Source organism: Acaryochloris marina MBIC11017 (assembly GCF_000018105.1).
Taxonomy (GTDB): Bacteria; Cyanobacteriota; Cyanobacteriia; order Thermosynechococcales; family Thermosynechococcaceae; genus Acaryochloris; species Acaryochloris marina.
Genome location: NC_009925.1, coordinates 4,730,829 through 4,755,332, shown reverse-complemented (window position 1 = coordinate 4,755,332; position 24,504 = coordinate 4,730,829). Strand labels below are relative to the sequence as shown.

Annotated in this window: 25 protein-coding genes; all 25 read right to left on the bottom strand. The window is 49.7% G+C overall.

Annotation, left to right across the window (positions count from 1 at the left end):
* Window positions 1-85: 85 nt before the first annotated feature.
* The 25 genes from AM1_RS21420 to rplB all read right to left on the bottom strand — a co-directional run bounded on the left by AM1_RS21420 (window position 86) and on the right by rplB (window position 24,476).
* A complete protein-coding gene (locus tag AM1_RS21420; protein ID WP_012164982.1) occupies window positions 86-1,798 on the bottom strand; it encodes a right-handed parallel beta-helix repeat-containing protein in 1,713 nt (570 codons plus the stop codon).
* 123 nt (window positions 1,799-1,921) lie between these two features.
* A complete protein-coding gene (locus tag AM1_RS21415) occupies window positions 1,922-5,986 on the bottom strand; it encodes a TonB-dependent receptor (RefSeq protein ID WP_148215791.1) in 4,065 nt (1,354 codons plus the stop codon).
* Window positions 5,983-7,518: a DUF11 domain-containing protein gene (locus AM1_RS21410; protein WP_148215790.1), complete on the bottom strand. Its 1,536-nt coding sequence runs from the start codon at window positions 7,516-7,518 to the stop codon at window positions 5,983-5,985. Before AM1_RS21410 ends, AM1_RS21415 begins: the two co-directional genes overlap by 4 nt.
* 242 nt (window positions 7,519-7,760) lie before the next feature.
* Window positions 7,761-8,321, bottom strand: coding sequence for a DUF11 domain-containing protein (locus AM1_RS21405; protein WP_012164979.1), 561 nt, complete (start codon window positions 8,319-8,321; stop codon window positions 7,761-7,763).
* 104 nt (window positions 8,322-8,425) lie between these two features.
* The gene (locus tag AM1_RS21400) at window positions 8,426-11,041 is read right to left on the bottom strand and encodes a beta strand repeat-containing protein (protein WP_012164978.1); all 2,616 of its coding nucleotides are present in this window, start codon (window positions 11,039-11,041) and stop codon (window positions 8,426-8,428) included.
* A gap of 1,339 nt (window positions 11,042-12,380) precedes the next feature.
* Window positions 12,381-14,267, bottom strand: a complete 1,887-nt coding sequence (locus AM1_RS21395; protein WP_012164975.1) for a serine/threonine-protein kinase — start codon at window positions 14,265-14,267, stop codon at window positions 12,381-12,383.
* 114 nt (window positions 14,268-14,381) lie between these two features.
* On the bottom strand, window positions 14,382-15,140 hold the full coding sequence (locus AM1_RS21390) for a C40 family peptidase (protein WP_012164974.1): 759 nt from the start codon (window positions 15,138-15,140) through the stop codon (window positions 14,382-14,384).
* Between the two features lie 65 nt (window positions 15,141-15,205).
* Window positions 15,206-15,430, bottom strand: coding sequence for a translation initiation factor IF-1 (gene infA, locus AM1_RS21385; RefSeq protein ID WP_010469293.1), 225 nt, complete (start codon window positions 15,428-15,430; stop codon window positions 15,206-15,208).
* Window positions 15,431-15,512: 82 nt separating this feature from the next.
* The gene (locus AM1_RS21380) at window positions 15,513-16,073 is read right to left on the bottom strand and encodes an adenylate kinase (protein WP_012164973.1); all 561 of its coding nucleotides are present in this window, start codon (window positions 16,071-16,073) and stop codon (window positions 15,513-15,515) included.
* Window positions 16,073-17,380 (bottom strand): preprotein translocase subunit SecY, encoded by a 1,308-nt coding sequence (secY, locus tag AM1_RS21375; protein WP_010469295.1) that lies wholly within the window; start codon window positions 17,378-17,380, stop codon window positions 16,073-16,075. Before secY ends, AM1_RS21380 begins: the two co-directional genes overlap by 1 nt.
* Window positions 17,381-17,422: 42 nt before the next feature.
* The gene (rplO, locus tag AM1_RS21370) at window positions 17,423-17,872 is read right to left on the bottom strand and encodes a 50S ribosomal protein L15 (protein WP_012164972.1); all 450 of its coding nucleotides are present in this window, start codon (window positions 17,870-17,872) and stop codon (window positions 17,423-17,425) included.
* Between the two features lie 59 nt (window positions 17,873-17,931).
* Window positions 17,932-18,465, bottom strand: coding sequence for a 30S ribosomal protein S5 (gene rpsE / locus AM1_RS21365; RefSeq protein WP_012164971.1), 534 nt, complete (start codon window positions 18,463-18,465; stop codon window positions 17,932-17,934).
* Between the two features lie 14 nt (window positions 18,466-18,479).
* Window positions 18,480-18,836 (bottom strand): 50S ribosomal protein L18, encoded by a 357-nt coding sequence (rplR, locus tag AM1_RS21360; RefSeq protein ID WP_012164970.1) that lies wholly within the window; start codon window positions 18,834-18,836, stop codon window positions 18,480-18,482.
* Window positions 18,836-19,375, bottom strand: a complete 540-nt coding sequence (rplF, locus tag AM1_RS21355) for a 50S ribosomal protein L6 (protein ID WP_010469303.1) — start codon at window positions 19,373-19,375, stop codon at window positions 18,836-18,838. Before rplF ends, rplR begins: the two co-directional genes overlap by 1 nt.
* Window positions 19,376-19,413: 38 nt before the next feature.
* Window positions 19,414-19,815: a 30S ribosomal protein S8 gene (rpsH, locus tag AM1_RS21350; RefSeq protein WP_010469304.1), complete on the bottom strand. Its 402-nt coding sequence runs from the start codon at window positions 19,813-19,815 to the stop codon at window positions 19,414-19,416.
* Window positions 19,816-19,850: 35 nt separating this feature from the next.
* Window positions 19,851-20,396 carry a 50S ribosomal protein L5 gene (gene rplE / locus AM1_RS21345; RefSeq protein WP_010469306.1) on the bottom strand — a complete coding sequence of 182 codons (546 nt, stop codon included), beginning with the start codon at window positions 20,394-20,396 and terminating at the stop codon, window positions 19,851-19,853.
* A gap of 50 nt (window positions 20,397-20,446) precedes the next feature.
* Window positions 20,447-20,794, bottom strand: a complete 348-nt coding sequence (rplX, locus tag AM1_RS21340; protein WP_012164969.1) for a 50S ribosomal protein L24 — start codon at window positions 20,792-20,794, stop codon at window positions 20,447-20,449.
* A complete protein-coding gene (gene rplN, locus AM1_RS21335; RefSeq protein WP_010469308.1) occupies window positions 20,794-21,162 on the bottom strand; it encodes a 50S ribosomal protein L14 in 369 nt (122 codons plus the stop codon). The genes rplX and rplN overlap by 1 nt, the downstream gene beginning before the upstream one ends.
* Before the next feature lie 11 nt (window positions 21,163-21,173).
* Entirely contained in the window at window positions 21,174-21,425 is a 252-nt protein-coding gene (gene rpsQ, locus AM1_RS21330) for a 30S ribosomal protein S17 (protein ID WP_010469309.1), read from the bottom strand.
* 53 nt (window positions 21,426-21,478) lie between these two features.
* Window positions 21,479-21,673, bottom strand: coding sequence for a 50S ribosomal protein L29 (gene rpmC, locus AM1_RS21325; RefSeq protein ID WP_012164968.1), 195 nt, complete (start codon window positions 21,671-21,673; stop codon window positions 21,479-21,481).
* 3 nt (window positions 21,674-21,676) lie between these two features.
* A complete protein-coding gene (gene rplP / locus AM1_RS21320) occupies window positions 21,677-22,096 on the bottom strand; it encodes a 50S ribosomal protein L16 (RefSeq protein WP_010469314.1) in 420 nt (139 codons plus the stop codon).
* A gap of 63 nt (window positions 22,097-22,159) precedes the next feature.
* The gene (gene rpsC / locus AM1_RS21315) at window positions 22,160-22,885 is read right to left on the bottom strand and encodes a 30S ribosomal protein S3 (protein WP_010469315.1); all 726 of its coding nucleotides are present in this window, start codon (window positions 22,883-22,885) and stop codon (window positions 22,160-22,162) included.
* 35 nt (window positions 22,886-22,920) lie between these two features.
* A complete protein-coding gene (gene rplV, locus AM1_RS21310) occupies window positions 22,921-23,283 on the bottom strand; it encodes a 50S ribosomal protein L22 (protein ID WP_010469316.1) in 363 nt (120 codons plus the stop codon).
* Between the two features lie 9 nt (window positions 23,284-23,292).
* The gene (gene rpsS, locus AM1_RS21305; protein ID WP_010469318.1) at window positions 23,293-23,571 is read right to left on the bottom strand and encodes a 30S ribosomal protein S19; all 279 of its coding nucleotides are present in this window, start codon (window positions 23,569-23,571) and stop codon (window positions 23,293-23,295) included.
* Between the two features lie 41 nt (window positions 23,572-23,612).
* On the bottom strand, window positions 23,613-24,476 hold the full coding sequence (gene rplB, locus AM1_RS21300; RefSeq protein WP_010469319.1) for a 50S ribosomal protein L2: 864 nt from the start codon (window positions 24,474-24,476) through the stop codon (window positions 23,613-23,615).
* Window positions 24,477-24,504 lie beyond the last annotated feature (28 nt).

The window sequence follows — 24,504 nt, the reverse complement described above, 5'->3', positions numbered from 1 at the left end:
GATCTCACTCCTTTTCTTAAGTGAGATCAGAGAAAAGATTTAGACAAATCAGGAATGAGCCGTTAATTCAGACGTGGCAACGGCTTTATCTGAGATTTAAGACAATGGCATTGCGAGCGGGCTCTGAGGTGCCGTAGTCAGGATGAATTGCGATCGCACTGAACCGATCGCCTGGATTTGCGTCCGTGAGAGTGATGGCAAACCGCCCCTCTTCATCGGATTTGGCCATCGTGACAGGCTCATTAAGAGGACCTTGCTTACCCTCTTCCATCACCTTATACAGTACAATTTCAGCCCCTGGATCGGCTTCCCCATCCAGGTTGACCGCCCCATCCATAATGTAAAATTCGGAGCTGAGAAACTGAGGCGTATTCAAGCCTCGGTTGGCGGTATCGCGCTTGCGTTGGTCTGAATTGCGTAAGGGATTTGGACCATCCCCGACTTGGTAGTCTTGCACTCTAGTACTGGATCGATCCGCTAAGTCCACGCGGTTGATGGAGATGCGGGAGAAGCGGTCAAGAAAACGGTTTTCACGAGCAATCAAATCGATGCTGAGGCCGTCAAGATTGGCAAATCGATTGTCGAGGATATAGTTGCGCTGGCTCGTGGGATAAGACGTGATCACCACACCTGGACCCGGTTGGTCTTGAATGGTGTTGTTGACGACATGGTGATTATCCCCCATCAGCAAAATGGCGGCCCGACGGAAACGTTGACCATTGTCTGCAATCAGGTTCTTTTCAACCATGACTGACCCTTCGGGCTTGAAGAGATAAACAGCACTACCGGCATTCTGTTGAATCTGATTCATATGGATTTTGGTGCCATCAATATCCCCCTCTAGGCGGATGGCGTCGGGCATTCCGGCCAAGCCATTCTGCTCAATGATGTTGTTGGCAATCTCCGTTTGTTCGGCGCGGATGCTGGTAATTACAGCGCTACCATCATGTTGAGCAATTCGGTTGTTGAGAATCCGCGTGCCAATGGCGTTGTAAATGGATATACCAAAGGCCGATCGAGGGGCAGTAGGGGCAGTTCCTTGGGGTGTAATCCCTAAATAGTTATCCTCAATAATGACGCCCTGGGGGGGAATATCCCGCTCGTCATCGTAGGGATAGGTGACTTGGGGGTTGTCTTCTTTGAGACGCTTGGACGGCAGGAGCCGATGGGCAATAAAAATATCCGCAGGTGGTGTTGTCGCAGTGGTTTTATGGATGGAGGTAAATCCATAAAGGCTCAAGGCTTTGATATGGACCTGATCCGCGGCTAGGGTTAATCCCCGAAACACCTCTACATCCTCGGCTGGGGTCAGGGCAACGACCGGTGCCGGGGCACTGGCGTCACCATCTACAAGGGCATAACCCGCTTGGCTGGTGCCATCAATCAAAAGACCGGGGTTGGTGATGGTGGGCAGCAGGGCCTGCAATCGAATCGTGGTGTTATCGCTGGGCAAGTCAAAATCGATCCGGCTATGATCTGTGCTGGGAGAGATTTGGGCTCGTTCTGCCTTGCTGAGGTCGCCTTTATGGAGCACGCCGTTGGTAATTGCGATCGCTTCTCGTAGGGTGACCACTTCATCGGCCTGAATTTCGCCATCCAACGGACTATTCACCGTGACTTGAACAGGGGTAGGGGTAGCCCTAGGGGTTTGGGCATGGGCAGTGCAGTCCCCCTTCTGACAAGGGCTAAGGAGTCCTGAAATGGCGATCAAAGAGGTTAAGGAAGCCCAGGCAATCGCCATTCCTGAAGAGGGCTGGGGAAGGCGGGGGGAGGAGTGGAGCGTGCCGCGAGATTTCATGATTACCTCTTGGGGATACAAACTAGGTAGAGATTTAATAGGTGTGAAGTCATTTAATTAGGTGTGAAGTCTGAGATAGCGCTAACCCCGTAGTCCGGGAGAACGACAGGGTTAGAGGTTCAGCTATCGGACGACTTCAAAACTAGGTTGAGTTTGGGGTGCAGGCGCGGGCTCTGCAACCGCTTCAGATTGGGTATTGACCAGTTCAGCCTTAGGCTTGGTGGTTTTATTGGACGCTTTAGCCTTAGAGGTCGAAGCAGGGTTTGAGGCTTCTTGTACCTGACCGTTCCCTGGTACAGACTCCTGCTGCTGCGGAGGAGCCACCTTATTTTTGCCGAAGCCAAAATCATCAAAGAGATTATTGTCGAGCTTCAGGGTGACCCCAAAGTAGGGACCGCTGGCTGAGCGAGAGTTACCGAAGTCGCGATCGCCCACGTCGCCAAACGCGTATCCAGCTGCCAACCGCAAGTTGGGATTGAGGTAGTAACCCACTTCTGCAGAAGCGCCGACCTCATTAAACCCAGTGCTGTTTTGACGAATCCAGCGGACTTCACCGCCAATATCCCAACGGTAGTTGATTCGATAGGTGGCCCGCATTTGCGCCAGAGAAATGCTGCTGGTGCCAATTAAATCCTGAGCCAGGTAAGACTTGCTATGTCGCCAGCCAAACTTGCCGTAGAGTTCCCAGCGCCAGTTGGGAGCATAGATGGCCTCCGCTGAAATCAGATGATCCGTAGAGCCGGTACCGTTAGCAAACAGTAGGGTGTCAGGAATCGTGGAAGGATTTTCGCGATACTCATAGCGAAGCAAGCCATTGAACTTATCGCTATCGGGATTCCGATAGGCCAGACCCACTTTCAAGTCGCGGGTGGTGCCCAATCCTGCTAGGGTTTGGTTCGAGGCACTGGCTTGCTGATAGCTGGCCAAGACCGTTAGGTCGCGGGTGGCTCGCCCTAAGGCGTTCGCCGTAATGATCGTATTGCTGCCCTGAGCCGTATCACTATATTCAAAGCGAGCATTGGCTTGAAAATCAGGGTTGTCGGTATAGGCCAAACCGACGCTAAAGCTATCCCCAGGGGTTAAGCCTAAGGCAGACGCACCGGACCCTAAGGCAAAGGGTTGGGCAAACTGTTGGCTAGCGGCGGTTTGCTGCAAGGCAGTGTTAAACACATGCTCATAGGAGAAATCCGCCCGTAGACCTGGAGCAATAGTCAAGCCCTGCTCAACACCAAAGTAGCCAGCCATCCCCAAGTCACCCATCATCGAGAACTGACCTCGGAGGGTGGTATCGGTGGAGAAGGTATGTTGACCCGCGATATCTAGACTAGTGATAAAGTCATCATCGAACTGTCCACCGGTCAGGTAAGTGTTGTTCAGGCCAATGGTGACGCCAGGATAAACCTCATATTCCAGCCCCACGGAAGTACGGTTGGGATAAATCGGATCAATTTCGGAAGAGAAGGTGGTCTCGTTCAATGCCCGCAAGGTCAGTTTTTTCGTCAGAGGTATCCGGGCGGTAGAGCGAATCTGGTCCGTGGTGATGTCCTGGCCCGTGAGACGATCGGTGCGATCGCGGCGGACGTAGTCCAAACTCACTTCCGAATCACCAATCCGCTGCAGAACCCCTGCTGTAATCGTCGTCAGGGAGTTATTGACTGGATTACCGGGAGTGGGAGAGAAACCGGGCTGGATTAGATCTTCAAACAAATCAAGCGGACGCGGTGCAACCCCAAAATTATCCTCATGGTCAAAGCTGGCCCGCAGCTTAGTATTCTTAGAGACTGCAGCTAAGACTTCTGCCCCATAGCGAGTTTGGCCAGGAACAAAGCTAGTGGTGGCATTGTTGGAGAAACCCACATCAGCCCGTTTGAAATAGGCTCGACCCGAAATATTGTCAGTGGGCTTTGCCTCAATTTCAACCCGGTAAGCATTGCCGCTCACGGGCGTCGCGAAATCTAGCGAGTTATTGGACCGGGCATATTCTGCAACCAGGTAACTATCCTTGCCGAAAGACACTAGAGCATCAGCACCGTAAAGTTCAAAGTCTTGGCTACCGCGATCCTCACGGAAGTAGGTGGCCCCCACCCAGCTCTCCTGATCTAAGCTCCGAGAAAAGGTGTACTGGGCACGACCGCCGTAAGTATTGGTATCAGAACTTTCTCCTTCAAATTGGTAAGTGGTGACAATGCGGCGAACCAGCACAAAGCCGTCATCATCGACATCTGTGCGTAGAATCGGGCGTTGGAATTTCAACGTACCGCGATCATAATCCACTTCATAGTCAGCCCCTCGGCTTAACCGCTCCCGCTTCAGGACAGTACCGGGTCGGTTCAGTTCTTCAAGCTCCAGAAAGACTTGCTCACTCCCTGGAACCAGCAACCGTCGAGATAAGAAATAAAATCCGCTGGTGCCATCGGGAGCAATCGTATCCCGCTGGAAACCCTCAGTGTTATTGCCGTAAAGAGCAGTCAACTGCAGATTGCCGATATTGTAGTTGCCCTTAAAGCCATGTAAAGAGCGGCTGGTGGCGGTAAATAACTGAGAGGACCGAGAAAATTCTTCGGTGTTGTAATCCCCCCACATAAAGTAATCACTACCAGCACCGGGGACGGGTGAGGTGCGCTCTAATCGTACAAATAAGTTATCGGTGGACGGGGCCGTTACATCCGTAGTGGAGTTATCGCCGTAGGTAGCGTAGTTGTTGTAATCGCACTCTGTACCTGAGGCTTTGAACAGGGTAGATTCCCCGTTACAGTCCTCATTCAGGGGGCGAGCACTATTAAAAGCCCCCGTTAATAACCAATCGCCAATGGAAGTAATCCCAAAGGCTTGGGCACGGGCATCAACTTCATACCCATTATCGCCATCGACAGGTAAGAACTCGCGGAAGCTGTCATAGAAGTTGGTGCCCCGACGACCAATCCGCACATCTACAACCCCGGTTAGTAGAGCCGAAGGTCGAATGGGCGTGGAAAACTGAAACTGATGGAACCCTTCCATATCAGCAGCAGTAGCCCGAACTCTCACCAGCCCTGCACTAATGCTGGACTGTAAATCAGCGGTGAATTTACCATCAATGGCTTCCACTTGGAATCCAGGAACATCAGGTTTGTTATCCGTACCCACGAATTTTCCTGATGTGGCTTCTAGGGTGACAATGGCATCCCAGTTCGACTGGTTGCCATTGGCATCTAGCAAGTAACCCAACACCTGGGCCGTAGACCGACCATCGGCAGGAACTTTACTTTGAGCCGTTCGCACCTTAATTTGAGTCGGCTCACCAGGCACTTCTACCTGAACCGATGCACTAGGGGCCTCTTGACCGACTTCATTGACGGTAATGGTATTGACACCTGCATCGAGGATGACGCCATACCAAGTTTGCCGGACTTTCTGGGTGGCAGAATTGGTCTCGGTTCGACCCACTTGAGCGCTATCAACCGCCTTACCATTGACCCTTAGCTCAACTTTTTGATCAGCACCAAATTCAATAATGACCGTGGTTGCTGGTTTATCAACCACACTCCCAGAACCAGGCGTTAAGATTGAAATCCCTGAAGCTGACGTAGCAGCTGGTGTCTGAGCAGTTGTGGGCGCTTCTGTAGAAGCAGGGGCGGGTACCTCAGACTCATCTGACACAGGGGGAGTGTCTTTGATCAACGATTCTGGGGGCTGAGGCGTGGAAACGGTGGGTTGCGTTGGGGAGGATACCTCTTCAGCGACAACTTTAGGTGCAGCTTCAGCCGGTTGTTCAACAACAACTGGGATATCTTGTTTTAGGCTTTCAGAACTGGTAGCTTCTGAGCCAGGAGTCATGTTTTCTTCGGCAGCAACTGGCTGAGGATCACTAGCTGCTGTTTGGGGTTGATTAACTTGAGGCTCTTCAGCCACGGCAGAATCAGCGGCGGCTTCTTCAATAACAAGCTCTTGAGTAGGAGCTTCGTTAATGGATTCCTGGTCAACGCTTAGGGTTGGTTCAGCGTCACTAACAGCCGAATTTTCTGCATGTAAGGTTGGTTCAGCATCACGAACGGTTGGCTTATCTGCACTCAGGGTTGATTCATCTGCTGGTTGGACCTCTTCCATGACTTGGGCATTAACCAGATTTGGGGCTAAAGCCACGCTGGTACCTGCGACAATTCCGAGGAGTCCAGTTTGCATCCACTGGTAAGAACGTTGTTTCATCATTTGGACTCCTCCTGGAAGGTAGGTGTGACACCGAAGTTCATGCGTACGGTGCTACCGGGAGAGAGTCTGACCAAACGCGAAGGGCTATTTCTTTCTATAAAGTGGAGATTGGGGGCTAAGGTGTAACCGGGCAAGGTGGTTAAATCCAGAGCACCAGTGCGAGGTCCAGGCAATACACATCTGACATGGAATAAACCATTCTCATCGGTTGTGATGCGATTGCCGTCATCCATCCAGACCACAGCATTGGGAATACCAGGTTCCCCCGTTTGCTGCTCGCCATCGAAGTTTTTATCGACGAAGACTCGGCCTAGAATATTGCCACAGTCTGTTAAGATGCCTGGGTTTACCCGCACTCGGTGGACTGCAGGGCCATCCCGAACATCCAGGTTGTTATCGACTCGGAATCCCAGAACCGAGGCGGAGTTTCTACCATCGCCTCGAATAGCATCTGGGGTAAGTTGTGCTGCATAGACGACGTTGATGACCCCTTCTAAAGGAATAACTGCGTCGGTCCTAAAGGTTAGATTCTGACCATTTTGCTCAACCGTAATCGGAACCTCAGTTCCATTCAGAGCCCCTCTAACCGAGTTGGGAAGCAGCTTAAAGCCCGTCGGCAAAATATCTTGTACAGAAATGGTGTCTAACTGCCCATCGGACAGGTTACGTAGGGTCAGACGATAAATCACCGAATCTCCAGGGGCGGCATTGGCTCGGTCCCCAGACTTACTAATTTGAATCTGATTGGTCTGGCACAGGGTCGAAGAGAAGTTTAAGGCCAGTAGTTGCAACGAGATTCGCTCAGCATCCCCAATCGTGGTTACCGTTTCTTCAAAGTTGGTCTCTCCTTCTGCGGCGATGGGCAAACCATCGAGGGAAGTAGCCCGATAGGTCACCAAGTTGCGGTTGCCCGTCGGAATAATGGAGGTAATGGTTAGACGAACGCGACGCTGGTTGTAAATGGACGCATCCGGCGGCGTAACCACCAAGATATAAGATTGACCCACGGCGAGCTGTCCTCGGTTGGGGTCTAGTAGATAGCTGTAGGTCCCTTGATCGGCATTGGTGAGGGGGAATGGGTTAATGTTAGATCCATTGGGGGTGATGCCCAGAGCAATACCGTTATTGGGAATGTCAGGAACTTCAGTGCGGGTTAACAACACTAAGCTCCCTAGTTCCGATTGGGTCGGATCATTGGGGTCAATATTGTAGAGACCGACCGTAAACCCGGTGTAGTCCGCGAGAGGTTCTCCGCCACAGCCTAAAACTTGCCCACGGGGATCGAGCAACGAAGGATCCAACACATTTGAAATCGGATTGGTGAAGCTTTCAATCAGCGTGTTTGTATTGGAGTTGGTGTAGGAATAAGAAGCAGTGTTATTCAGAAGATCTCTGGAGTCTTCTTCCTCCGTGGTTTGAGCCCAAGAAATGGCAGAGCTCGAAAATAGGCTGCCCAAAACTAAAGTTGAAGTCAGAGCACGAGCCCACCTGGGGAAGGGTTGGTTGGGGAATGGCAAGTGAGGTGGTCTCACGGGAGATATCTCCTCTGGAACAATCGGATAGAATCGCTGACTCTTTCACAAGGTTGAAAAACAGTGTTTTTCAGGTTCAAATGGGTGTAAAAGAAGTATTTTTGGGCATAAGATCCCTATCAGGCTGCGAATTGAGCCTGAAGAATGCTATTTTCCCGAAGGGAAATTAAATTTAAGGCGGTGATAGTAGAGCTATGGGTGAGCCGAAAAGAGAGTTGGTTTCACCCATAGCTCTCAGTCCATTACTGAACCGCTACTTCGTAAACCGCTTTAACAGAAGCCATGGGCTTGAGGGATTCGCTGTAATCCCACTGAACATGGGTGTAAGCTTCAGCCGGGGCGGGTTCCATTTTGAATGTGCCGTCAGGCTGAGTGACTTCAACCATGGGCTTTTCAGAATAGGACTGGCCACCGTCAATGCTGTAGGTGAGCTTGGCACCATTGGCTCGGGCAGAATCCAAAACAAAAGCTGTCTTGGTCGGAATAGGCTGGTTGATTTTCAACTCAGCAGCAGGCTTGTCTCCAGCATTCTCGCTAAGCAAGGTGTAGCGGAGGACATCACCAGGGCGAACAGTAACATTGCCTTCAACGGCTTCCCAGGAAATTTCCTGCTCACCCTCAGGGTTAGTGGTAACGATTTGCTTCTCGGCAGAGAGCACCATCTTTACCTTGGGCTGAAGAATTTGCTGGACGAGGGCTTCGCCTGCTTTTTGCAAGTTAGCAAGAACAGGGGTGCTGCTAGCGAAAGGAACGGCTACGGCAACTGCTAAGACACCGAGACCGATGGATAGACGACGTTTCATGATGAGAAAACCTTTTGAATTCAGAAAAAATGCTTTAAGAAAATTGGTGTGACTGCGATAAGCGTCAGGAAGTGAAGATAGCTTCTACTTCCTGACGCAGCAGATTACTGGATGCGGCGGCGGAACTGGAACTGACCAGTTTGGCCAGGATCGACCTGACCAACGGGGTTCTCATACTTGTCCACTTTGGTTCCAGCAATGGGGTCTGAAGTGGTTAAAGGAGTTCCGTCAGTGCTATTGGTGAAATATTCCACTATGCCTTGGTCAGCGCTGGTGTTTTGTTCGTGGTCAGTAAAGGACGCCCAGTTATTGTTGACGTTCTGCTCACCAGTGCCAGCGTTGACAACAGGATTACCATCTTCAACAATTTCGAAGTCAAAGGCGGTTAGGGTGGTATTGCCACTACCGACAACATTAGTCGAAATATTTTCGTAGGTAATCCGGTACTCGATTTGGTAATTAGGAAGGACATCAACTCCATCAATGGTGGGTTGGTCAGAAGTCCAAGGTTGGATAAGCACACCGTTCTCATCCAGAATCTGTACTTCCTTAGTCAACCGCATAAAGCCGGTATAGAGGCGATCAAGAGTGATGTTAGTAGTTGATTCAGGGGTACCAGTGGCAAAGTTATATCCAGGAGAGCCACTAGGATCATCATCCGCAAAAGCCAGGATGGGAACAGGAATCTCATCATTCGGGACAACATCATCAGCAGTACCTGCTGCGCTACCATCAGGTAAATCAACGACTGTTGTGTAATTTAAGGTCTGCCCTGCATTTAAGTCACCGACATTAACATGTTTGAAGTTACCTGCAGTCTCAGGAGTACCATTAGTACTGCTACCGGTCAGGTCAAAGGTTGTACCGTTATAAGTATATGTAGCAGACTGAACAACACCAGCATCGTCGGTCGCAGTAATCGTAACCGTTGTACCAGTAGGAATATCGCTGTTAGCGCCATATTGACCTGTTAATGCACTATCATCCGTGGATTCTGCCTGGGTGGGAGAAATAGGTTGTAAAGTCACATTTGAAATAAATCCAGAGCTAGCAGGATTCTGAATCGTATTGTTAAAGGTTTCAGGTGCGGGGTCAAAGATATCAGTTGGACCAACCCCAGCAGGAACATCCGTGGTCTGGTTGGTGAAGTCATCGTTATCGTCCGTGGGACCGACAGCGCCAGGGACCGTATTCGGACCATTAAGGATATCGTCACTCCCCGCAGCGTCGCCAATATTGACCACGTTGTCTTCACCATCTGGACCAGTACCCGTGTTGTTGTTGCCAGTATCCGTTCCTTGGGTTACAGGGTCTGCAACACCGGTATCCCCAGTATTAGCGGTTGGGTCATAATTAGTACCCGTTGGATCCGGTGGTGTACCATCGTCGTTGAAGTTGTTGGGATTGCTGTCGCCAGACTCATCGTAAATAACTTCATTGTCAGGATCGCCGACTGTTTCACCAAATACCTGGGCAATGTTAGCAATCTGTCCACCTGTAGCTGGTAAGCCAGAGGTGACTACTGTGAACTGAAAAGGTCCCTGTACTGGATCTGTCCGGAGTACCTGTGGGTTTGTATCACTTAACCCTGGATCGTTATGGATAAAACCAATTCGAGTGGGAGTTGCTGGAAGGGTAGTTGTCCATAGGGCGTTAGTTGCTGTGGTAGTAAGTGCTGTTTCGGTATATACAACAGTCCAACCAGCAGGAGCACTAGGGAGAGTAGTTGTTGAAAGCACAGTACCAGCTGGAATCGCATCAGACACTAAGATCTGAGGAGCGACTGACCCATTAACACTAATATTTGTACCTTCTAGATCAGCTGGTGTGAAAGCAGCATTAGGAGAAGAACTTTCTACCGTTAGACCTAAGTCATAGGTAATCTCATCGTCATTGGCAGCAGCCGTTGGTCCAGGAGCCAGGTTAGAGGCAATTTTGGTGACAGTAGCCAAGGCTAAGGGACGGACGGAACTGGCAAATTCAATACTGTTCGTAGCACTCGCTTCTCGCTCGCCGTTAACTGGAGCACCGTTACCGGGGTCAGCGTCCTCGGTGCGAATTTCGTTGGGATTGGCTCCATCTGGGAGGTCGGGTTGGTTCTGGGTGGTAGGACCATTGTTGTCAGGACCAGTGCTACCCAAGGTAACGCCGACATCGGCACCTGCAGATGTGCCAGCAGCGGGAGTACCTACAACCCTGACTTGGATCGTGTCATCTACCGCAACGTCGGGAATTACTCCACCGGGGAAGCCACTCAAAGGAACAAATCCATTCCCATCACCGATATCGACCAGAATTGATGCGGTTGCATTTAGAGCGGGATCTGGTGTGAGGGTAAAGTTCTCAGGGGTAACCGTTGAAGGAATATGGATATCTGTAAGCGTGTTTCCAATGTTGGTAACATCGAAGTCGAAGTATAAAAAGTCACCTGACTCAACCGCACCACCATCTGTATCAGTGAAACCGGCAGGAGTTGCAGTCACACCAGCAACTTCTGCAACGGTGACGGTAACAGTATTTGATGTGGCATCGATAGTAGGTCCACCACTCGTTTCTGAATAGGTTGCAGTGGCCGTGTTACTGATTTGTTGGCCAGCAGCTGTTCCAGCGGCAAAGGCGGGAAGAAGAGGTTGGAAAAGACCACTTGCCAATAAGGCTGCAATGGCGGCAGGGCCAATCTTCCGTGGTCGTCTAGGGGACTTTGGTGTATCTTGAGTCATATGATGTCGTCTTTGAGTTCTTGGTAATGGACAATAGGAAGATAGGCATCTTCCGGCAGAGATGAGCTGTGATTGCCCCGCCTAAGGCTGGGTCGATATCCTGTTGTTTTGAGCTGGATCCTCAAAACTCAGGGCTAATGGCTCATTCTCTGCCTTCATCTCTAGGTGAGATTTTTAAGATTAAGAGCATAAGCCAGTGAGCTGATAGTGGCGACTAATCCTTTCCTTGAAAGCCTGTTTTTGGGTTGGAAGCAACGCCGTACAGAATTATCAGTGCACCCAGGTTTTATTAACTTATTTATCAGTCTAGGTTTAGTATGCCCTTTTTGAAATCCGGGATGACACCTAATTCTGGACAGTGATTCGAGCAGTTTGATTACATTCACTCACTTAATAATCAAAAACTATCCTACCTGAGCAAAAAAGATTTTATGAGAATATTTTGTAAAATATATCTACGCCATTAATCCTCTTAATGCCTTTACTCAAAAGGACTTTCAAGAATTAATTTCATGCAATATTTATATATATTCGCATTTTCAACTAATTAAATAATCAAGGGTTAAATAGCTTTATTCTTACTTTTTTAAATAAGCTATAATTCTGGATTACGTATTTATACAGAGAAAGTTTGTTACCCCTTCAATAGCACCCATAAACATTTGAATCCTTGGATAGAAAAAATAAATCACTCAGTAATAATACGGATGCTAATGGTACCTGCATCCATATATAAATCTCTATGACTGGCTTAGGGAGAGGATTGTAGCTTTTGTTACAGTTTGGAGCGCTCCATGCTTTTATTGACCGTCAATGGAGGGGGTTAGAGGTTCTAGTTATGTTGAAGCAGTAAGAACGATAGACCTTGATTATGCTTTAGAAGCTAGCAGGATTTTATGTAGGGTTTATGGATGGTTATGGGTACACTTCGGTGGATGTTCCCAGCCTGGATTCCTGAGGGTTGATGAGCACCCTGCATCAAAGGTCCGGTTACTTGGTGTAAAACTGTTAGCCCTTTAAGCTGTACAGGATCGGCGTTCAGTCCAACACCATTTAGGCTAAGGCCCCCGGAACGCTCAGGTTGATTGAGCAGTGGTTCCTTAAACGATCGCATCCAGCTATCGCCAGTTAGAATTAATCCCAACCTTAACTGACTGGAGCCAAAGCGATAGTTAAAGCCTGGTCGATTAACCCTAGCCTTGAGGAGACCTAAAGTCCATGCTTTTCGGCAAATCGCAATACATCATGCCGTTCACGCAGATTCGCCAGCACCTCTTGTGACCAGACCTATGCTGTTACCCTATGCTGTGCTTTTCTTGCTGCTAGAGGGCGTTCCGGTTCAGGCTGTTTTATGGTGAGTCGTTGCTTGAGAATCGAGTTGAGTCTGTCGACACCATTCTGGGAGATGTGAACGCACATCAACGGTATACAGGGTTGCGGATTGATCTAACCAAGTGCTAACCATAAATCCTTGCTCCGCACAGGCGCAAACCGCGATCTTCTCGCTGGGGTTTGTCGGTAACTGGAAGTGGCTTAATGGATGGCCCTCATGACTCAGGATAAGAACTTGATGAGTTGCCAATAAAACGTATCCCCAAGCGGTGGGAAGAATCTGTTCCGGTTGCAGAGCTAAAGATATTTTCGTCAGTCGCCAGGGCTTTAAATCAATTAAGAAGGCCATCTGAGGGTCATGTTGACTGACAGCTAACAATCGATAGGGATTGGCAACGCTTTGAGTCATTTGTTGCAGCGGGATGGGCATCGAAAAGGGTTGGAAGCCATTACCTCTGCGAGTAAACCCCTGAAAATGACTTTGATCTTCATCTACAGAAATGGCGACACCAAAATGGGAGTCCAATACAAATAGCCAGTTGGGTTTACGAATGAGAGCAGGCTGGTGGATGGGCTGCATCTGGGGCCATTGATATATTTGTAAGAGAGCTTGACCGCCTAGCTCAGCTCCTTGAACAGCTTCAAAAGACTGCTGGCCACAGGTAATAGCTAGCCAGTTCTGTTCGGGTCGCCAACCAATTTTGTTATTCTGTCTCCAATCAATACCGGAGAGATTTTCGACCGTAGGTAGATCGCAGGGTTGGGAGTCTGGCGTATTCTCAAGGGATAAGGGATGTAGGCGAGAGGGCTGCTTAAAGGTGTTGCCCTGGATGGTACGGACCCAGGCTTGGCTCCCTCCCCATAATAAGTCCTTGACCGGTAATGCGAACTGCCACTGCTGCTCTTGAAACGGTCCAGGTGCTGGAAAATCGGCGGCATAGGATCGGCAAATCACTTTGTTGTGGCTGCCTAGGTAAACTTGATGGTCCTGTATATGTATACAGTGGATGGGACTCGGATATTGCTCTTGTTGAAGATTGAGATGACACGAGTGCTCTGGCCATTGTTGACTCGGTGCAAGGGTGTAGTTGGAATCTTCCGACGCTAAAATATCTGCAGCCAGGGAGACGGCCTTGAGCATTTCCGTCGCACTCTTAAAGCGTTTCTGAGGGAGCTTTTGTAGGGCCGTTTTTAAGACTGAACGGAGGAGAAAAGGAACTTCCTGGGGAATTTGAGCAACTTCATTGAGATGGGCGGTCATCAGTTCGCCCGGGAGGCCGATAAAGGGACGCTTATCCACCAATAGTTCATACAGCATCACGCCAACCGCATAGAGATCCGAGGCGTAGGAATGTTGACTATAAAAACGTTCGGGTGCCATATAGGCGGGAGACCCAGTGTCCCCTTGACCCAAGACTCCATATCCCGCTTCTTCGGCTAACCGAGCAATACCAAAATCGGTGATTCTAGCGGTTGTCCCCTGCTTGGTATAGGTGAGTAAGATATTTTCCGGTTTGAGGTCGCAGTGAATGATGTCGTTCTGGTGGGCATATTCCAACCCTTTGAGCACATCAATAATGATCTGCAACCGTTGCTGAAAGCTGAGATGAACGGGATGTTGTATTAATTCACGTAAGGTACCGCCTTCGCAATAGTCCATCACCAGATATCGTTCTTTGGCGGTATAGGTAATCGTCTGCACAGAGACAATGTTGGGATGCTGCAAACTAGCGAGTAACCGCAACTCTCGTAGAAAAAAGCGAGTTGGAAGTTCTCGTTTATTGAGTACCTTGAGGGCTACTAATGATCCGGTGTTGCGATCGCGTGCACAAAGCACTCGACCAAATTGTCCTTGTCCAACCTGCCCTAAAATGCGATATCGAGTGGGAGACATCCCAGCCCATGACCTCTAAATGCTGATGTCTTTATTGAACCCAGATAGATGGGATGACCTATCAAAAAATATCGACGGTTAGACAGATACCCTGGGTTTCTGCCAGAAATAGGTTTAGAAAGATTGTGTTTGGGGCTGATAGCTCTCGATGATCCGACCAGCACCATGGATCTGGCCATAATAAGCTTCGGTGACAGCATCTCCAGAAGGGGAAATGAAGTCAATGCCGATGCCATTGCGGCCTTGATCCGTACCAGAACTATGTATATATTTGCCGTCGCCCAGGTACAAGGCCACATGATTGGCCTTCTCGATGGGACCAAAGAAGACTAAATCGCCCGTTTCCAAAATCTGGGTAAAGTCTTGGATTTCAGATCCTGGGTTCGTTAACGTTTGGGTAAATGCTTCCTGTTGATAGGCATCGCGGGGTAGCCAAATACATTGTTCGGCAAATGCACGCTGCATTAGCCCTGAGCAGTCAAAGTTAGGACCAAGGGTGCCTCCCCATAAATACTGATTGGGTTGGTCCATGGCTGCCAGCATAAAGGCAATGACATATTGCAGGCGAGCCGAGATTTGATCGCGGGTGAGAGACGATGCTTGATAGGACTGGGCTGCCGGTTCGAGGGCCGTGAGAGCTTCATGACGAATCCAGCCAGGATAGTCATCTTCGCAAAGGCGAACCGAAAGGGCTTGCCCGGGTTGGGGGAGGTCGGTCAAACCAAACGTCAAATGACGCCCTGGCCAAGCCTGGGTTGCTAAAGCTTTGGAGTTGGGGGCATCGAGTAAATCAAGGGGAGCGACAATACGATACTCAACCGAAGATAAAACGCCGTCTTGTAGCTGCGCTTTCAGGGTATCAGTGGACACCATAGCAATGGATAAAGTTGCGATCGCAACTCAAATGCATCTTGAGCAATGTACCTGGGGTCGTTGAGTTACTTTTTGCGCAAGCGGTAGGTGATCCGCCCTTTGGTCAAATCGTAGGGAGTCAGCTCTACCTTGACACGATCACCGGGCAAAATTTTAATATAGTTCCGCCGAATCTTGCCAGAGATATGGGCTAGAACATTAAACCCGTTATCTAGGTCCACGCGAAACATGGCATTCGGCAACGATTCTGTGACCGTACCTTCCATTTCAATCGCATCTTGCTTAGCCAAAAAGTTGATCCTCCTAGGGATGAGTTTGAACCGATTTACCGAATGATAGGTTATCCAGCTTCTACACAGAGAGTATAAAGAATTATGTGAGATCTGCCAAAGCCGCTTTGATGCGTTCGGTCACGGCTTCCACTGTCGTATCGCCATCGATATCCGCTAAGCAGTTGCGTTCACGATAGAAATCTAAGATGGTTGCAGTCTCTGTATGGTAGACCTGGAGACGATCTTGGATAACGGCTTCCGTATCATCCTTCCGTCCTCGGCTTAGCATCCGGGTGACCAAAGTCTGTTCAGGGACCTGGAGATTGATGACGCGATCGCAACTTTGGTTCATCTCCTGTAGAAGCTTGTCCAACGTTTGGGCTTGAGGAATAGTCCGGGGAAATCCATCCAATAACCATCCACCAGCAGTATCCGACTGGGCCAATCGCTCTTGGACCATATCAATCACCACTTGATCCGGGACCAATTGCCCTTGATCCAAGTAGGATTGAACTTTCAATCCTAGAGGAGTTTTACCCGAAATAGCTGCTCGGAATAAATCTCCCGTCGAAATATGAGGAATACTAAAGTCTGCTGCGAGGGTAACGGCTTGCGTACCTTTGCCTGCCCCAGGTGGCCCAAACAGAATTAAACGTGCCACTACTGTTTCACCATCCCTTCATACCGTTGGGAAATCACATAGGTCTGAATTTGCTTAGCCGTATCAATCGCAACACCCACCAAAATCAGAAGTGATGTTGCACCAAAACCAGAAAAGATACCGCCACCAACCACTCTCTCGGCGGCCACTGGAACCAACACAACGGCTCCCAAGAAGAAAGCACCCAACAGCGTTAATCGATTCAAAACCTTTTCAACATATTCTGTCGTTGCCCGCCCAGGACGAATCCCTGGAATACTGGCCCCCATCTTCTTCAAGTTCTGGGACATATCAATGGGGTTAACCACCAAAGATGCGTAGAAGTAGCTGAAGAAGACAATCATCGACAGATAGAAAATCACATAGACCCAAGGTAGAGAACTATTGGGACTTAAATATCCAGCAAACTCAATGATAGTTGCATTGTTCGTTAGCCCCGCCAAGGTGCCGGGCAAAATCAGCATAGCCGAGGCAAAAATAATGGGCATCACTCCACCAGAGTTTAAGCGGAGGGGCAGATAACTCTTCTGTTCCTGATAGGTTCGTCGTCCCACTTGGCGGCGAGCATAGACAATAGGAATTCTGCGAGTGCCTTCTTGAACGAACACAATGCCGACAATCATCAAGATGAAAACAGAAATCAAGATGATGACTTTAGAGACCTCGCCTTGTTCAGCAATCTGCAACGCATTGCCTAAGGTGCTAGGTAGACCCGAAACAATACTCAAAAAGATGAGCAAAGAAGCGCCATTTCCTACTCCTCTCTCCGTAATCAATTCACCAACCCACATCACAAACATGGAGCCAGCCGTTAAGGCCACCACCATCTGAACGATAAACACAATGCCGGGATTGAACACAACACCCTCGGCACTATTGATTAAGATGGCAAATCCAGTACTTTGGATAATGGCCCATCCCAAAGCCACGTAGCGAGTGATTTGGGAAATTTTGCGGCGACCCGCTTCCCCTTCATCTTTTTGTAGACGCTCCAGGGATGGCAATGCAGCGGTCAACAGCTGCAAAATGATCGAGGCATTAATAAAGGGAATAATCCCTAAAGCAAAAATCCCTAGGGCAGAAAAACCACCACCAGAGAAGAAGTCTAAAAAGCCAAAGACAGGGTTGCCAGCAAAGGTTGATGTAAAAGCAGCACGGTTGATACCTGGAACCGGAAGACGAATACCCAACCGGACCAAAATCAACAGTCCCAGGGTGATAAAGACCCGACCTCTAAGCCCAGCTGCCTGGGCCATTTGCATAAAGGTTTCTTGGGCGGATGGTGTTTTACCTCTGCTGACAACCATGTCAGGGATACCTCTCTAAAAGCCGATTAAAAATGAAAGATGTTAAGACTCAGTAGACTGAAAGCTACCACCGGCCCCTTCGACTTTGGCGATTGCAGACTGGGTTGCGGCTGCGGCCTGCACATTGAGTGCAACCGTTAGCTCACCATCTCCTAGTACTTTCAAAGGTCCATCATTGGATGTAATGATGCCTTCGGCCATCAGAGACTCAAGGGTGACATCGGACTTCGCTTTCAATTCATTAAGCTTACCTACATTAATCGTAGTGTATTGCTTCTGATTGATCAGCGTAAAATGCTTTAACTTTGGCACTCGCCGGTATAAAGGATTTTGTCCACCCTCGAATCCAGGACGAGTCGGACGACCTGAACGAGATTTTTGACCGCGCATTCCAAAGCCACAGCTAGCGCCTTGACCAGCAGCGATTCCTCGGCCAACACGGCGACGTCGATGTTGGGAACCGGTTTTGGGTTTAGGATCGTTTAGTCTCATGATCTTGTTAAGTCAGGGGCTAGGGGTTAATAAACTAATTCGCTTAGGCTATCAGAGCACTAAGTAGCAGCATAGAGTTTTTCCACTTCAATGCCTCGTTCACCGGCCACCTCAGAAAAGGTGCGGAGGGAGGCTAGGGCATGGAGGGTAGCGCGGGCATTATTCAAAGGATTATCGGACCCCAACTGCTTCGCCAACACATTGCGAACACCAGCCAGTTCCAAAACGGTACGAACCGCACCACCCGCAATCACACCCGTACCAGGGGCTGCAGGGCGCATCATCACTTTGGCGGCTCCGCCCCGACCGATCATAGGATGGGGAATAGAGTTGGACCGAGTCAAAGGAACTTCAACCAGCTGCTTCTTGCCATCGGCAACGCCTTTGCGAACGGCACCAATCACATCGCTGGCTTTACCGACACCGACGCCTACTTGGCCTCGCTCATTGCCAACCACAACAATGGCTCTAAAACTGAGTTTTTTACCACCTTTGACGACCTTCGAGACCCGTCGAATTTGGACGACCCGCTCTTGCCAGGTGGAGTCTTTTTCCTTGTTCCGGTTGTTTTTGCGACGATTTTCCTTTGCCATGGATAATATCCTACTTAAAATTCTAAGCCAGCTTCACGAGCAGCATCGGCCAACGCCTTGACTCGCCCGTGATACAAATTACCGCCGCGATCAAACACTACGGCCTTGATTCCCTTTTCAATGGCTCGCTCAGCCACCAGCTTGCCCACGGCAGTGGAGGCATCACAAGTTGCTCCAGAAGATGATTTGAGATCGGATTCAACAGTAGATGCTGCAGCTAAGGTGTGCTGCTGGGCATCATCAATCACCTGAGCATAAATATGCTGGTTCGATCGGAATACAGCTAACCGAGGTCGTTCAGCAGTTCCCACAACTTTGCGGCGAACTCGCTGATGTCGGCTACGGGTTGCGTCTCTGCGAGTGGTTTTCATTATTTCTTACCTGCCTTACCAACCTTGCGGCGGACATACTCATCGGCGTAGCGAATTCCTTTGCCTTTGTACGGTTCAGGAGGACGAACTGCCCGGATTCGAGCAGCAGTATTGCCGACGACTTCTTTATTGATGCCACTAACAATGACATTCGTATTACTTTCCACTGCCACCTGCACGCCTTCAGGCGGCTCAATGGTGACGGGATTGCTATAACCCACGTTCAAGATCAAATTACGACCTTGTACTTGGGCTCGATACCCCACCCCTTGGATTTGTAATTTCTTTTCGAATCCCTTGGATACCCCTTCCACCATATTGGCAATTAACGTCCGGGATAAACCATGGCGCTGACGAGCGATGCGTGATTCGTTCCGACGCGTTACTGTGACCAGATTATCAGCCTGCTCAATGGCAACCTCTGGGGTTATCTCTCTGGATAACTCTCCCTTGGGGCCTTTCACAGTCACGGCTTGCCCTTTAATCGTGACATTCACTTTGTCAGGAATGGGAATGGGTACCTTACCGATGCGAGACATAGTCTAACTCCGTATCAATAACTGCAAGGGGGTTGGGTCTACCACACATAGCAAAGGACTTCTCCACCAACCCCAGTTTGGCGAGCGTCTCGATCGGTCATAATCCCACTGGATGTGGAAATAATCGCGATGCCGATGCCGCCTAAGACTCTCGGTAAGTCACGTCTATTGGAGTAAACTCGAAGCCCCGGCTTGCTGATACGTTGCAACGTGTTGATGATCGGTTGACGATTTTTGCCACGATACTTCAGCGTAATGACTAGGCGTCGTTCTACCCCTTCACCAGATTCTTCAAAGCTGGTAATAAAGCCTTCATCCTTCAACACCGAAGCGACGCTTCGGGTCATTCGGGTCGACATGACTTGTGTCGTTTGATGCCGTGCTAGATTCGCATTGCGGATCCGCGTGAGCATATCACCAATAGTGTCATTAGCTGCCATAATTACTCCTTATGAACCGCCCCCTTCGAAACAACTTAATTTTCACGGAAGGGCATTCCCAAAACTTTTAACAGGGCACGACCTTCTTCATCGGTTTTGGCAGTCGTGATAATCGAAATATCCATCCCTCGAATTTGATCAATGCTGTCATAATCCACTTCAGGAAAGATGAGTTGCTCTCGCAATCCTAAAGTGTAATTCCCCCGACCGTCGAAACTTTTGGGGCTGACTCCCCGAAAGTCACGAATTCTGGGCAAAGCCAGATTGACCAATCGATCGAGAAAAGCATACATCCGCTCTCCTCTGAGGGTAACCATGACCCCGACGGGCATCCCTTGCCGAATTTTGAAGCCTGCAATCGCTTTCTTGGCTCGGGTGACCACAGGTCGTTGACCTGTAATGACCGCTAATTCTTCCAAAGAGCGCTCTAGGGCTTTTGCATTTTGTGATGCCTCGCCTAAACCTCGGTTAACCGAAACCTTGGTGACTTTAGGGATCTCATGGGCATTCTTATACTTAAACTGTTCCTGTAATTTCGGAACGGCCGTATCGAGATAGAGGGTTTTTAGTCGGACTGTCATTACTTTTCTATCCTGTAGCGCCCTGGGCTTGGTCAGGGCAAAAATGAGCGTTAGTCAATAATTTCACCAGTTTTTTTCAGCATTCTGACCTTACGGCCTGAATCGTCAAAGGTGTAGCAAACCCGGCTAGCGACGTTTTCCTTGTTGGAGTAGAGCATCACATTAGAACTATGGATGGGAAACTCTACGGTGGAAATCTGACCTGATTCACTTTCAGAGCGAGGCTTGACATGCTTCGTTTTCATGTTGACGCCTTCAACCACAACTTGGCTGAGTTTAGGTAAGACATCAATCACTTCGCCCACTTTGGCCTTATCTTTGCCAGCAATGACTTGGACTGTGTCTCCCTTTTTGACGTGCATCTTGTAGCGTTTAGCTGTTGACTTTTTCTTAGCCATTAGAGCACCTCTGGCGCGAGAGAAACAATTTTAGTGAAGCTCTTGTCTCGGAGCTCACGGGCAACGGGGCCAAACACACGGGTGCCTCGGGGATTGCCATCTGGGTTAATTAAAACGGCAGCATTATCGTCGAAGCGGATACTCATGCCACTTTCTCGGCAAATGGATTTGCGAGTACGGACAATCACTGCTCTGACCACATCAGACTTTTTGACGGGCATATTGGGAGTTGCATCTTTGACCGTGGCAATAATGACATCGCCAACGCCACCATATCGACGGTTACCGCCGCCGATAACCCGGATGCACAACAAGCGTTTAGCGCCGCTGTTGTCTGCAACATTAAGTGTGGTTTCTTGTTGAATCATGATTCAGGTCCCTAGGGTCGATTAGCAGCCACTAAAACATCTGTTACCGCCCATCGCTTTGTACGACTGAGGGGACGGGATTCTCGGATGCGTACGCGGTCACCGACATGGCAGGCATTCTCTTCGTCATGTGCCTTATACCGACGGGTCTGACCCACGATTTTTCCATACTTTTTATGGGGGACGCGGTTGGACACGGCGACGACCACCGTCTTGTCCATTTTGTCGCTGACCACAACCCCAATTCTTTCCTTAATAGCCATGTGTTTAACTCCAATCGTCCAAATCCAACATGTAAAGTCCCAAACCTAAATACCTAACTTTGCTGCTGTTTTAAAGTTAAGAGTTGGGCAATCTCATGCCGTATGTGCTTGAATCGATGCGGTTGAATCGTTTCCTTGGTTGCTTTTTGGAATCGCAGATCAAAGAGTTCTTTCTTTAACTCTTGAACCTTGGCATCGATCTCATCCACAGAAAGGTTTTTCAAATCAGCCATTTTTGACAATGCCATGACTTAAGATTCCTCCTTTGGACGGGCAACGAACTTGGTTTTGATAGGCATTTTGAAGGCTGCCAATCGCATGGCTTCCCGAGCGGTTGACTCAGGAACGCCATTCATTTCGTACATAATCCGACCTGGCTTGACTACGGCCACCCAATATTCAGGCGCACCTTTACCCGAACCCATCCGGGTTTCTGCAGGACGCATGGTAACCGGCTTGTCTGGGAAGATACGAATCCAAATCTTTCCACCCCGACGGACGTAGCGGGTCATGGCTCGTCGTCCGGCTTCAATCTGACGTGAGGTGATCCAGGAAGGCTCAAGGGCTTGAAGACCATAATCACCGAAGCTGAGGGTGTTCCCTCGAGTGGCTTTACCGCGCATACGGCCCCGGTGTTGCTTACGAAATTTCGTTTTTCTGGGACTTAACATAATCAGGAATCGGGGGTAAGGGAGTAGCTGTGTCTAGCGGCCGGCTAAACGGAATCAAAAGATTTATTCAGAACGATCTTCAAACTGCTGGCGTCGTCGCTGTTGCTGACGTCGTCGCTGTTGAGGTTCGCGGTTGGTGGGCTGTTCATCTGCACCGGGGATGACTTCACCTTTAAAGACCCAAACTTTCACACCTAAAATGCCGTAGGTGGTGCTGGCAGTACGGTAGGAATAGTCAATGTTGGCACGTAAGGTATGTAGAGGCACTCTACCTTCACGGGTCCATTCACTCCGGGCAATTTCAGCACCGTTAAGGCGACCACCCACTTGAATCTTGATGCCTTCGACGCCAGCACGTTGCGCCCGTTGAATGGCTTGACGCACCACTCGACGGAAGGAGACTCGGCGGACCAACTGCTGGACAATGTATTCAGCAATCAAGGTTGCTTCGGCATCGACGCGAGCTACTTCGACGACGTTGATGCGAATGGGACGATCATCTCCCAACTCTTTTTGAAGGCCGACTCGGAGGGACTCGATACCACTACCGCCTCGGCCCACGACTACGCCGGGGCGAGCTGTTCGCACTTCCAAGTCAATCTGATCGGCCTTGCGCTCGATGCGCACACCAGCGATGCCAGCATTGCTCAGATTTTTGTTGACGTAATTGCGAACTTTAAAGTCCTCTTGAAGGAGTTCGGGGTAACGATCGGTATCGGCAAACCAGCGCGACCAGTGATCTTGTGTGATCCCTAGTCTAAAACCGGTTGGATGAATCTTTTGTCCCACAAAAATGTCCTCTGTCTATGGCTCAATAAAGGTGGTTAGCTAGCCTCAGCGCTCACCGCAATGGTGATATGGCAGGTCGGCTTTTGAATTTGATAGGCCCGTCCTTGGGCACGAGGGCGAAACCGCTTTAAGCGAGGACCTTGATCTGCATAGGCATGACTGACTACGAGATCTACAGGGTCCAATCCGCGATTGGTTTCGGCATTGGCCACCGCCGAACGTAACACCTTTAAGACTGGCTCACAGGCTCGGTAAGGCATAAATTCGAGAACAATCAGGGCTTCTCGGTAGCTCCGGCCCCGAATTTGATCCAGAACCCGGCGCACTTTCCGAGGAGACATGCGGATATATTTGGCTTTGGCGTATGCGCCGTTGATATCTTTGAGTTGCGTTGTCATCGCGTTATCCTACATCCGTGCTTTTTTGTCGCCTTTGGAATGGCTTTTGAAGGTGCGAGTGGGGGCAAACTCACCCAGCTTATGTCCCACCATCTGTTCACTGACGTAAACCGGTACGTGCTGACGACCATTGTGGACGGCAATTGTGTGACCAATCATTTGCGGGATGATGGTGGATGCCCGTGACCAGGTTTTAATAACTTGCTTTTCGCCTTTTTCGTTGAGGTTCTCCACCTTGGTTAAAAGATGGTCAGCAACGAAGGGGCCTTTTTTCAGAGAACGAGACATGGTTGAGTGAATGAAACGTCAAATAAAGTGCAAACGATAGATTAAGACTGGCGACCACCCCGACTCCGCTTGGAAGAACGGCGGCGGCGACGGACAATCAACTTGTTGCTCTGCTTCTTCTTCTTCCGGGTCTTATAACCCAAGGTAGGTTTACCCCAAGGAGTGACAGGACCGCTGCGACCGATGGGTGCCCGTCCTTCACCGCCACCATGGGGGTGATCCACGGGGTTCATAACCGATCCTCTGACCTTAGGACGGCGGGCTTTCCAACGATTTCGACCGGCTTTACCGATGGTGATGTTGTTGGACTCGACGTTACCAACTTGGCCGATGGTGGCGTAGCATTCTTTCTGGAAAAGCCGGACCTCCCCAGAAGGTAGCTTCAGGGTGACCATTTTTCCTTCTTTCGCGACGACTTGAGCCAAGGCTCCAGCAGCACGGGCCAGTTGACCTCCTTTCCCAGGAATCAGTTCAACATTATGAACTTCAGTACCGAGGGGAATTCTTTCTAGGGGTAGCGCATTACCCACTTCAATGGGGGCGTCAGGGCCAGCAACGATGGTGGTACCCACCTGAACGTTACGGGGATGGAGGATGTAGCGCTTCTCGCCGTCTTTATAGTTGACCAAGGCAATGCGAGCATTGCGATTGGGATCATATTCAACGGTGGCAATGGTGCCAGGGACACCTAGCTTATTGCGATAGAAGTCGATGATCCGATAGCGACGCTTGTGACCGCCTCCTCGTCGCCGACTGGTAATGACTCCTCGATTGTTGCGACCTTTGGCTCGATGCTTGGCTTTGACCAAGGATTTTTCGGGCCGATCGCGGGTAATCTCGGCGAAGTCAGAACTCGTCTTTTGGCGAGTTCCAGCGGTATAAGGTCTGTAATAGCGGATGCCCATTGCTATATCACTTCAAAAAAGACGTCAG

What these genes read in the sequence shown, in the direction of transcription:
- rpmC (WP_012164968.1), bottom strand. Translation starts at nt 21,673, where the DNA reads ATGGCATTGTCAAAAATGGCTGATTTGAAAAACCTTTCTGTGGATGAG.
- rplP (WP_010469314.1), bottom strand. Translation starts at nt 22,096, where the DNA reads ATGTTAAGTCCCAGAAAAACGAAATTTCGTAAGCAACACCGGGGCCGT.
- rplE (WP_010469306.1), bottom strand. Translation starts at nt 20,396, where the DNA reads ATGACAGTCCGACTAAAAACCCTCTATCTCGATACGGCCGTTCCGAAA.
- rpsE (WP_012164971.1), bottom strand. Translation starts at nt 18,465, where the DNA reads ATGGCAAAGGAAAATCGTCGCAAAAACAACCGGAACAAGGAAAAAGAC.
- AM1_RS21390 (WP_012164974.1), bottom strand. Translation starts at nt 15,140, where the DNA reads ATGGTGTCCACTGATACCCTGAAAGCGCAGCTACAAGACGGCGTTTTA.
- AM1_RS21400 (WP_012164978.1), bottom strand. Translation starts at nt 11,041, where the DNA reads ATGACTCAAGATACACCAAAGTCCCCTAGACGACCACGGAAGATTGGC.
- AM1_RS21420 (WP_012164982.1), bottom strand. Translation starts at nt 1,798, where the DNA reads ATGAAATCTCGCGGCACGCTCCACTCCTCCCCCCGCCTTCCCCAGCCC.
- AM1_RS21395 (WP_012164975.1), bottom strand. Translation starts at nt 14,267, where the DNA reads ATGTCTCCCACTCGATATCGCATTTTAGGGCAGGTTGGACAAGGACAA.
- rpsQ (WP_010469309.1), bottom strand. Translation starts at nt 21,425, where the DNA reads ATGGCTATTAAGGAAAGAATTGGGGTTGTGGTCAGCGACAAAATGGAC.
- rpsH (WP_010469304.1), bottom strand. Translation starts at nt 19,815, where the DNA reads ATGGCAGCTAATGACACTATTGGTGATATGCTCACGCGGATCCGCAAT.
- AM1_RS21405 (WP_012164979.1), bottom strand. Translation starts at nt 8,321, where the DNA reads ATGAAACGTCGTCTATCCATCGGTCTCGGTGTCTTAGCAGTTGCCGTA.
- rplV (WP_010469316.1), bottom strand. Translation starts at nt 23,283, where the DNA reads ATGACAACGCAACTCAAAGATATCAACGGCGCATACGCCAAAGCCAAA.
- rpsS (WP_010469318.1), bottom strand. Translation starts at nt 23,571, where the DNA reads ATGTCTCGTTCTCTGAAAAAAGGCCCCTTCGTTGCTGACCATCTTTTA.
- rplO (WP_012164972.1), bottom strand. Translation starts at nt 17,872, where the DNA reads ATGAGACTAAACGATCCTAAACCCAAAACCGGTTCCCAACATCGACGT.
- secY (WP_010469295.1), bottom strand. Translation starts at nt 17,380, where the DNA reads ATGGTTGTCAGCAGAGGTAAAACACCATCCGCCCAAGAAACCTTTATG.
- rplR (WP_012164970.1), bottom strand. Translation starts at nt 18,836, where the DNA reads ATGAAAACCACTCGCAGAGACGCAACCCGTAGCCGACATCAGCGAGTT.
- rplN (WP_010469308.1), bottom strand. Translation starts at nt 21,162, where the DNA reads ATGATTCAACAAGAAACCACACTTAATGTTGCAGACAACAGCGGCGCT.
- rplB (WP_010469319.1), bottom strand. Translation starts at nt 24,476, where the DNA reads ATGGGCATCCGCTATTACAGACCTTATACCGCTGGAACTCGCCAAAAG.
- AM1_RS21415 (WP_148215791.1), bottom strand. Translation starts at nt 5,986, where the DNA reads ATGATGAAACAACGTTCTTACCAGTGGATGCAAACTGGACTCCTCGGA.
- rplX (WP_012164969.1), bottom strand. Translation starts at nt 20,794, where the DNA reads ATGGCTAAGAAAAAGTCAACAGCTAAACGCTACAAGATGCACGTCAAA.
- rplF (WP_010469303.1), bottom strand. Translation starts at nt 19,375, where the DNA reads ATGTCTCGCATCGGTAAGGTACCCATTCCCATTCCTGACAAAGTGAAT.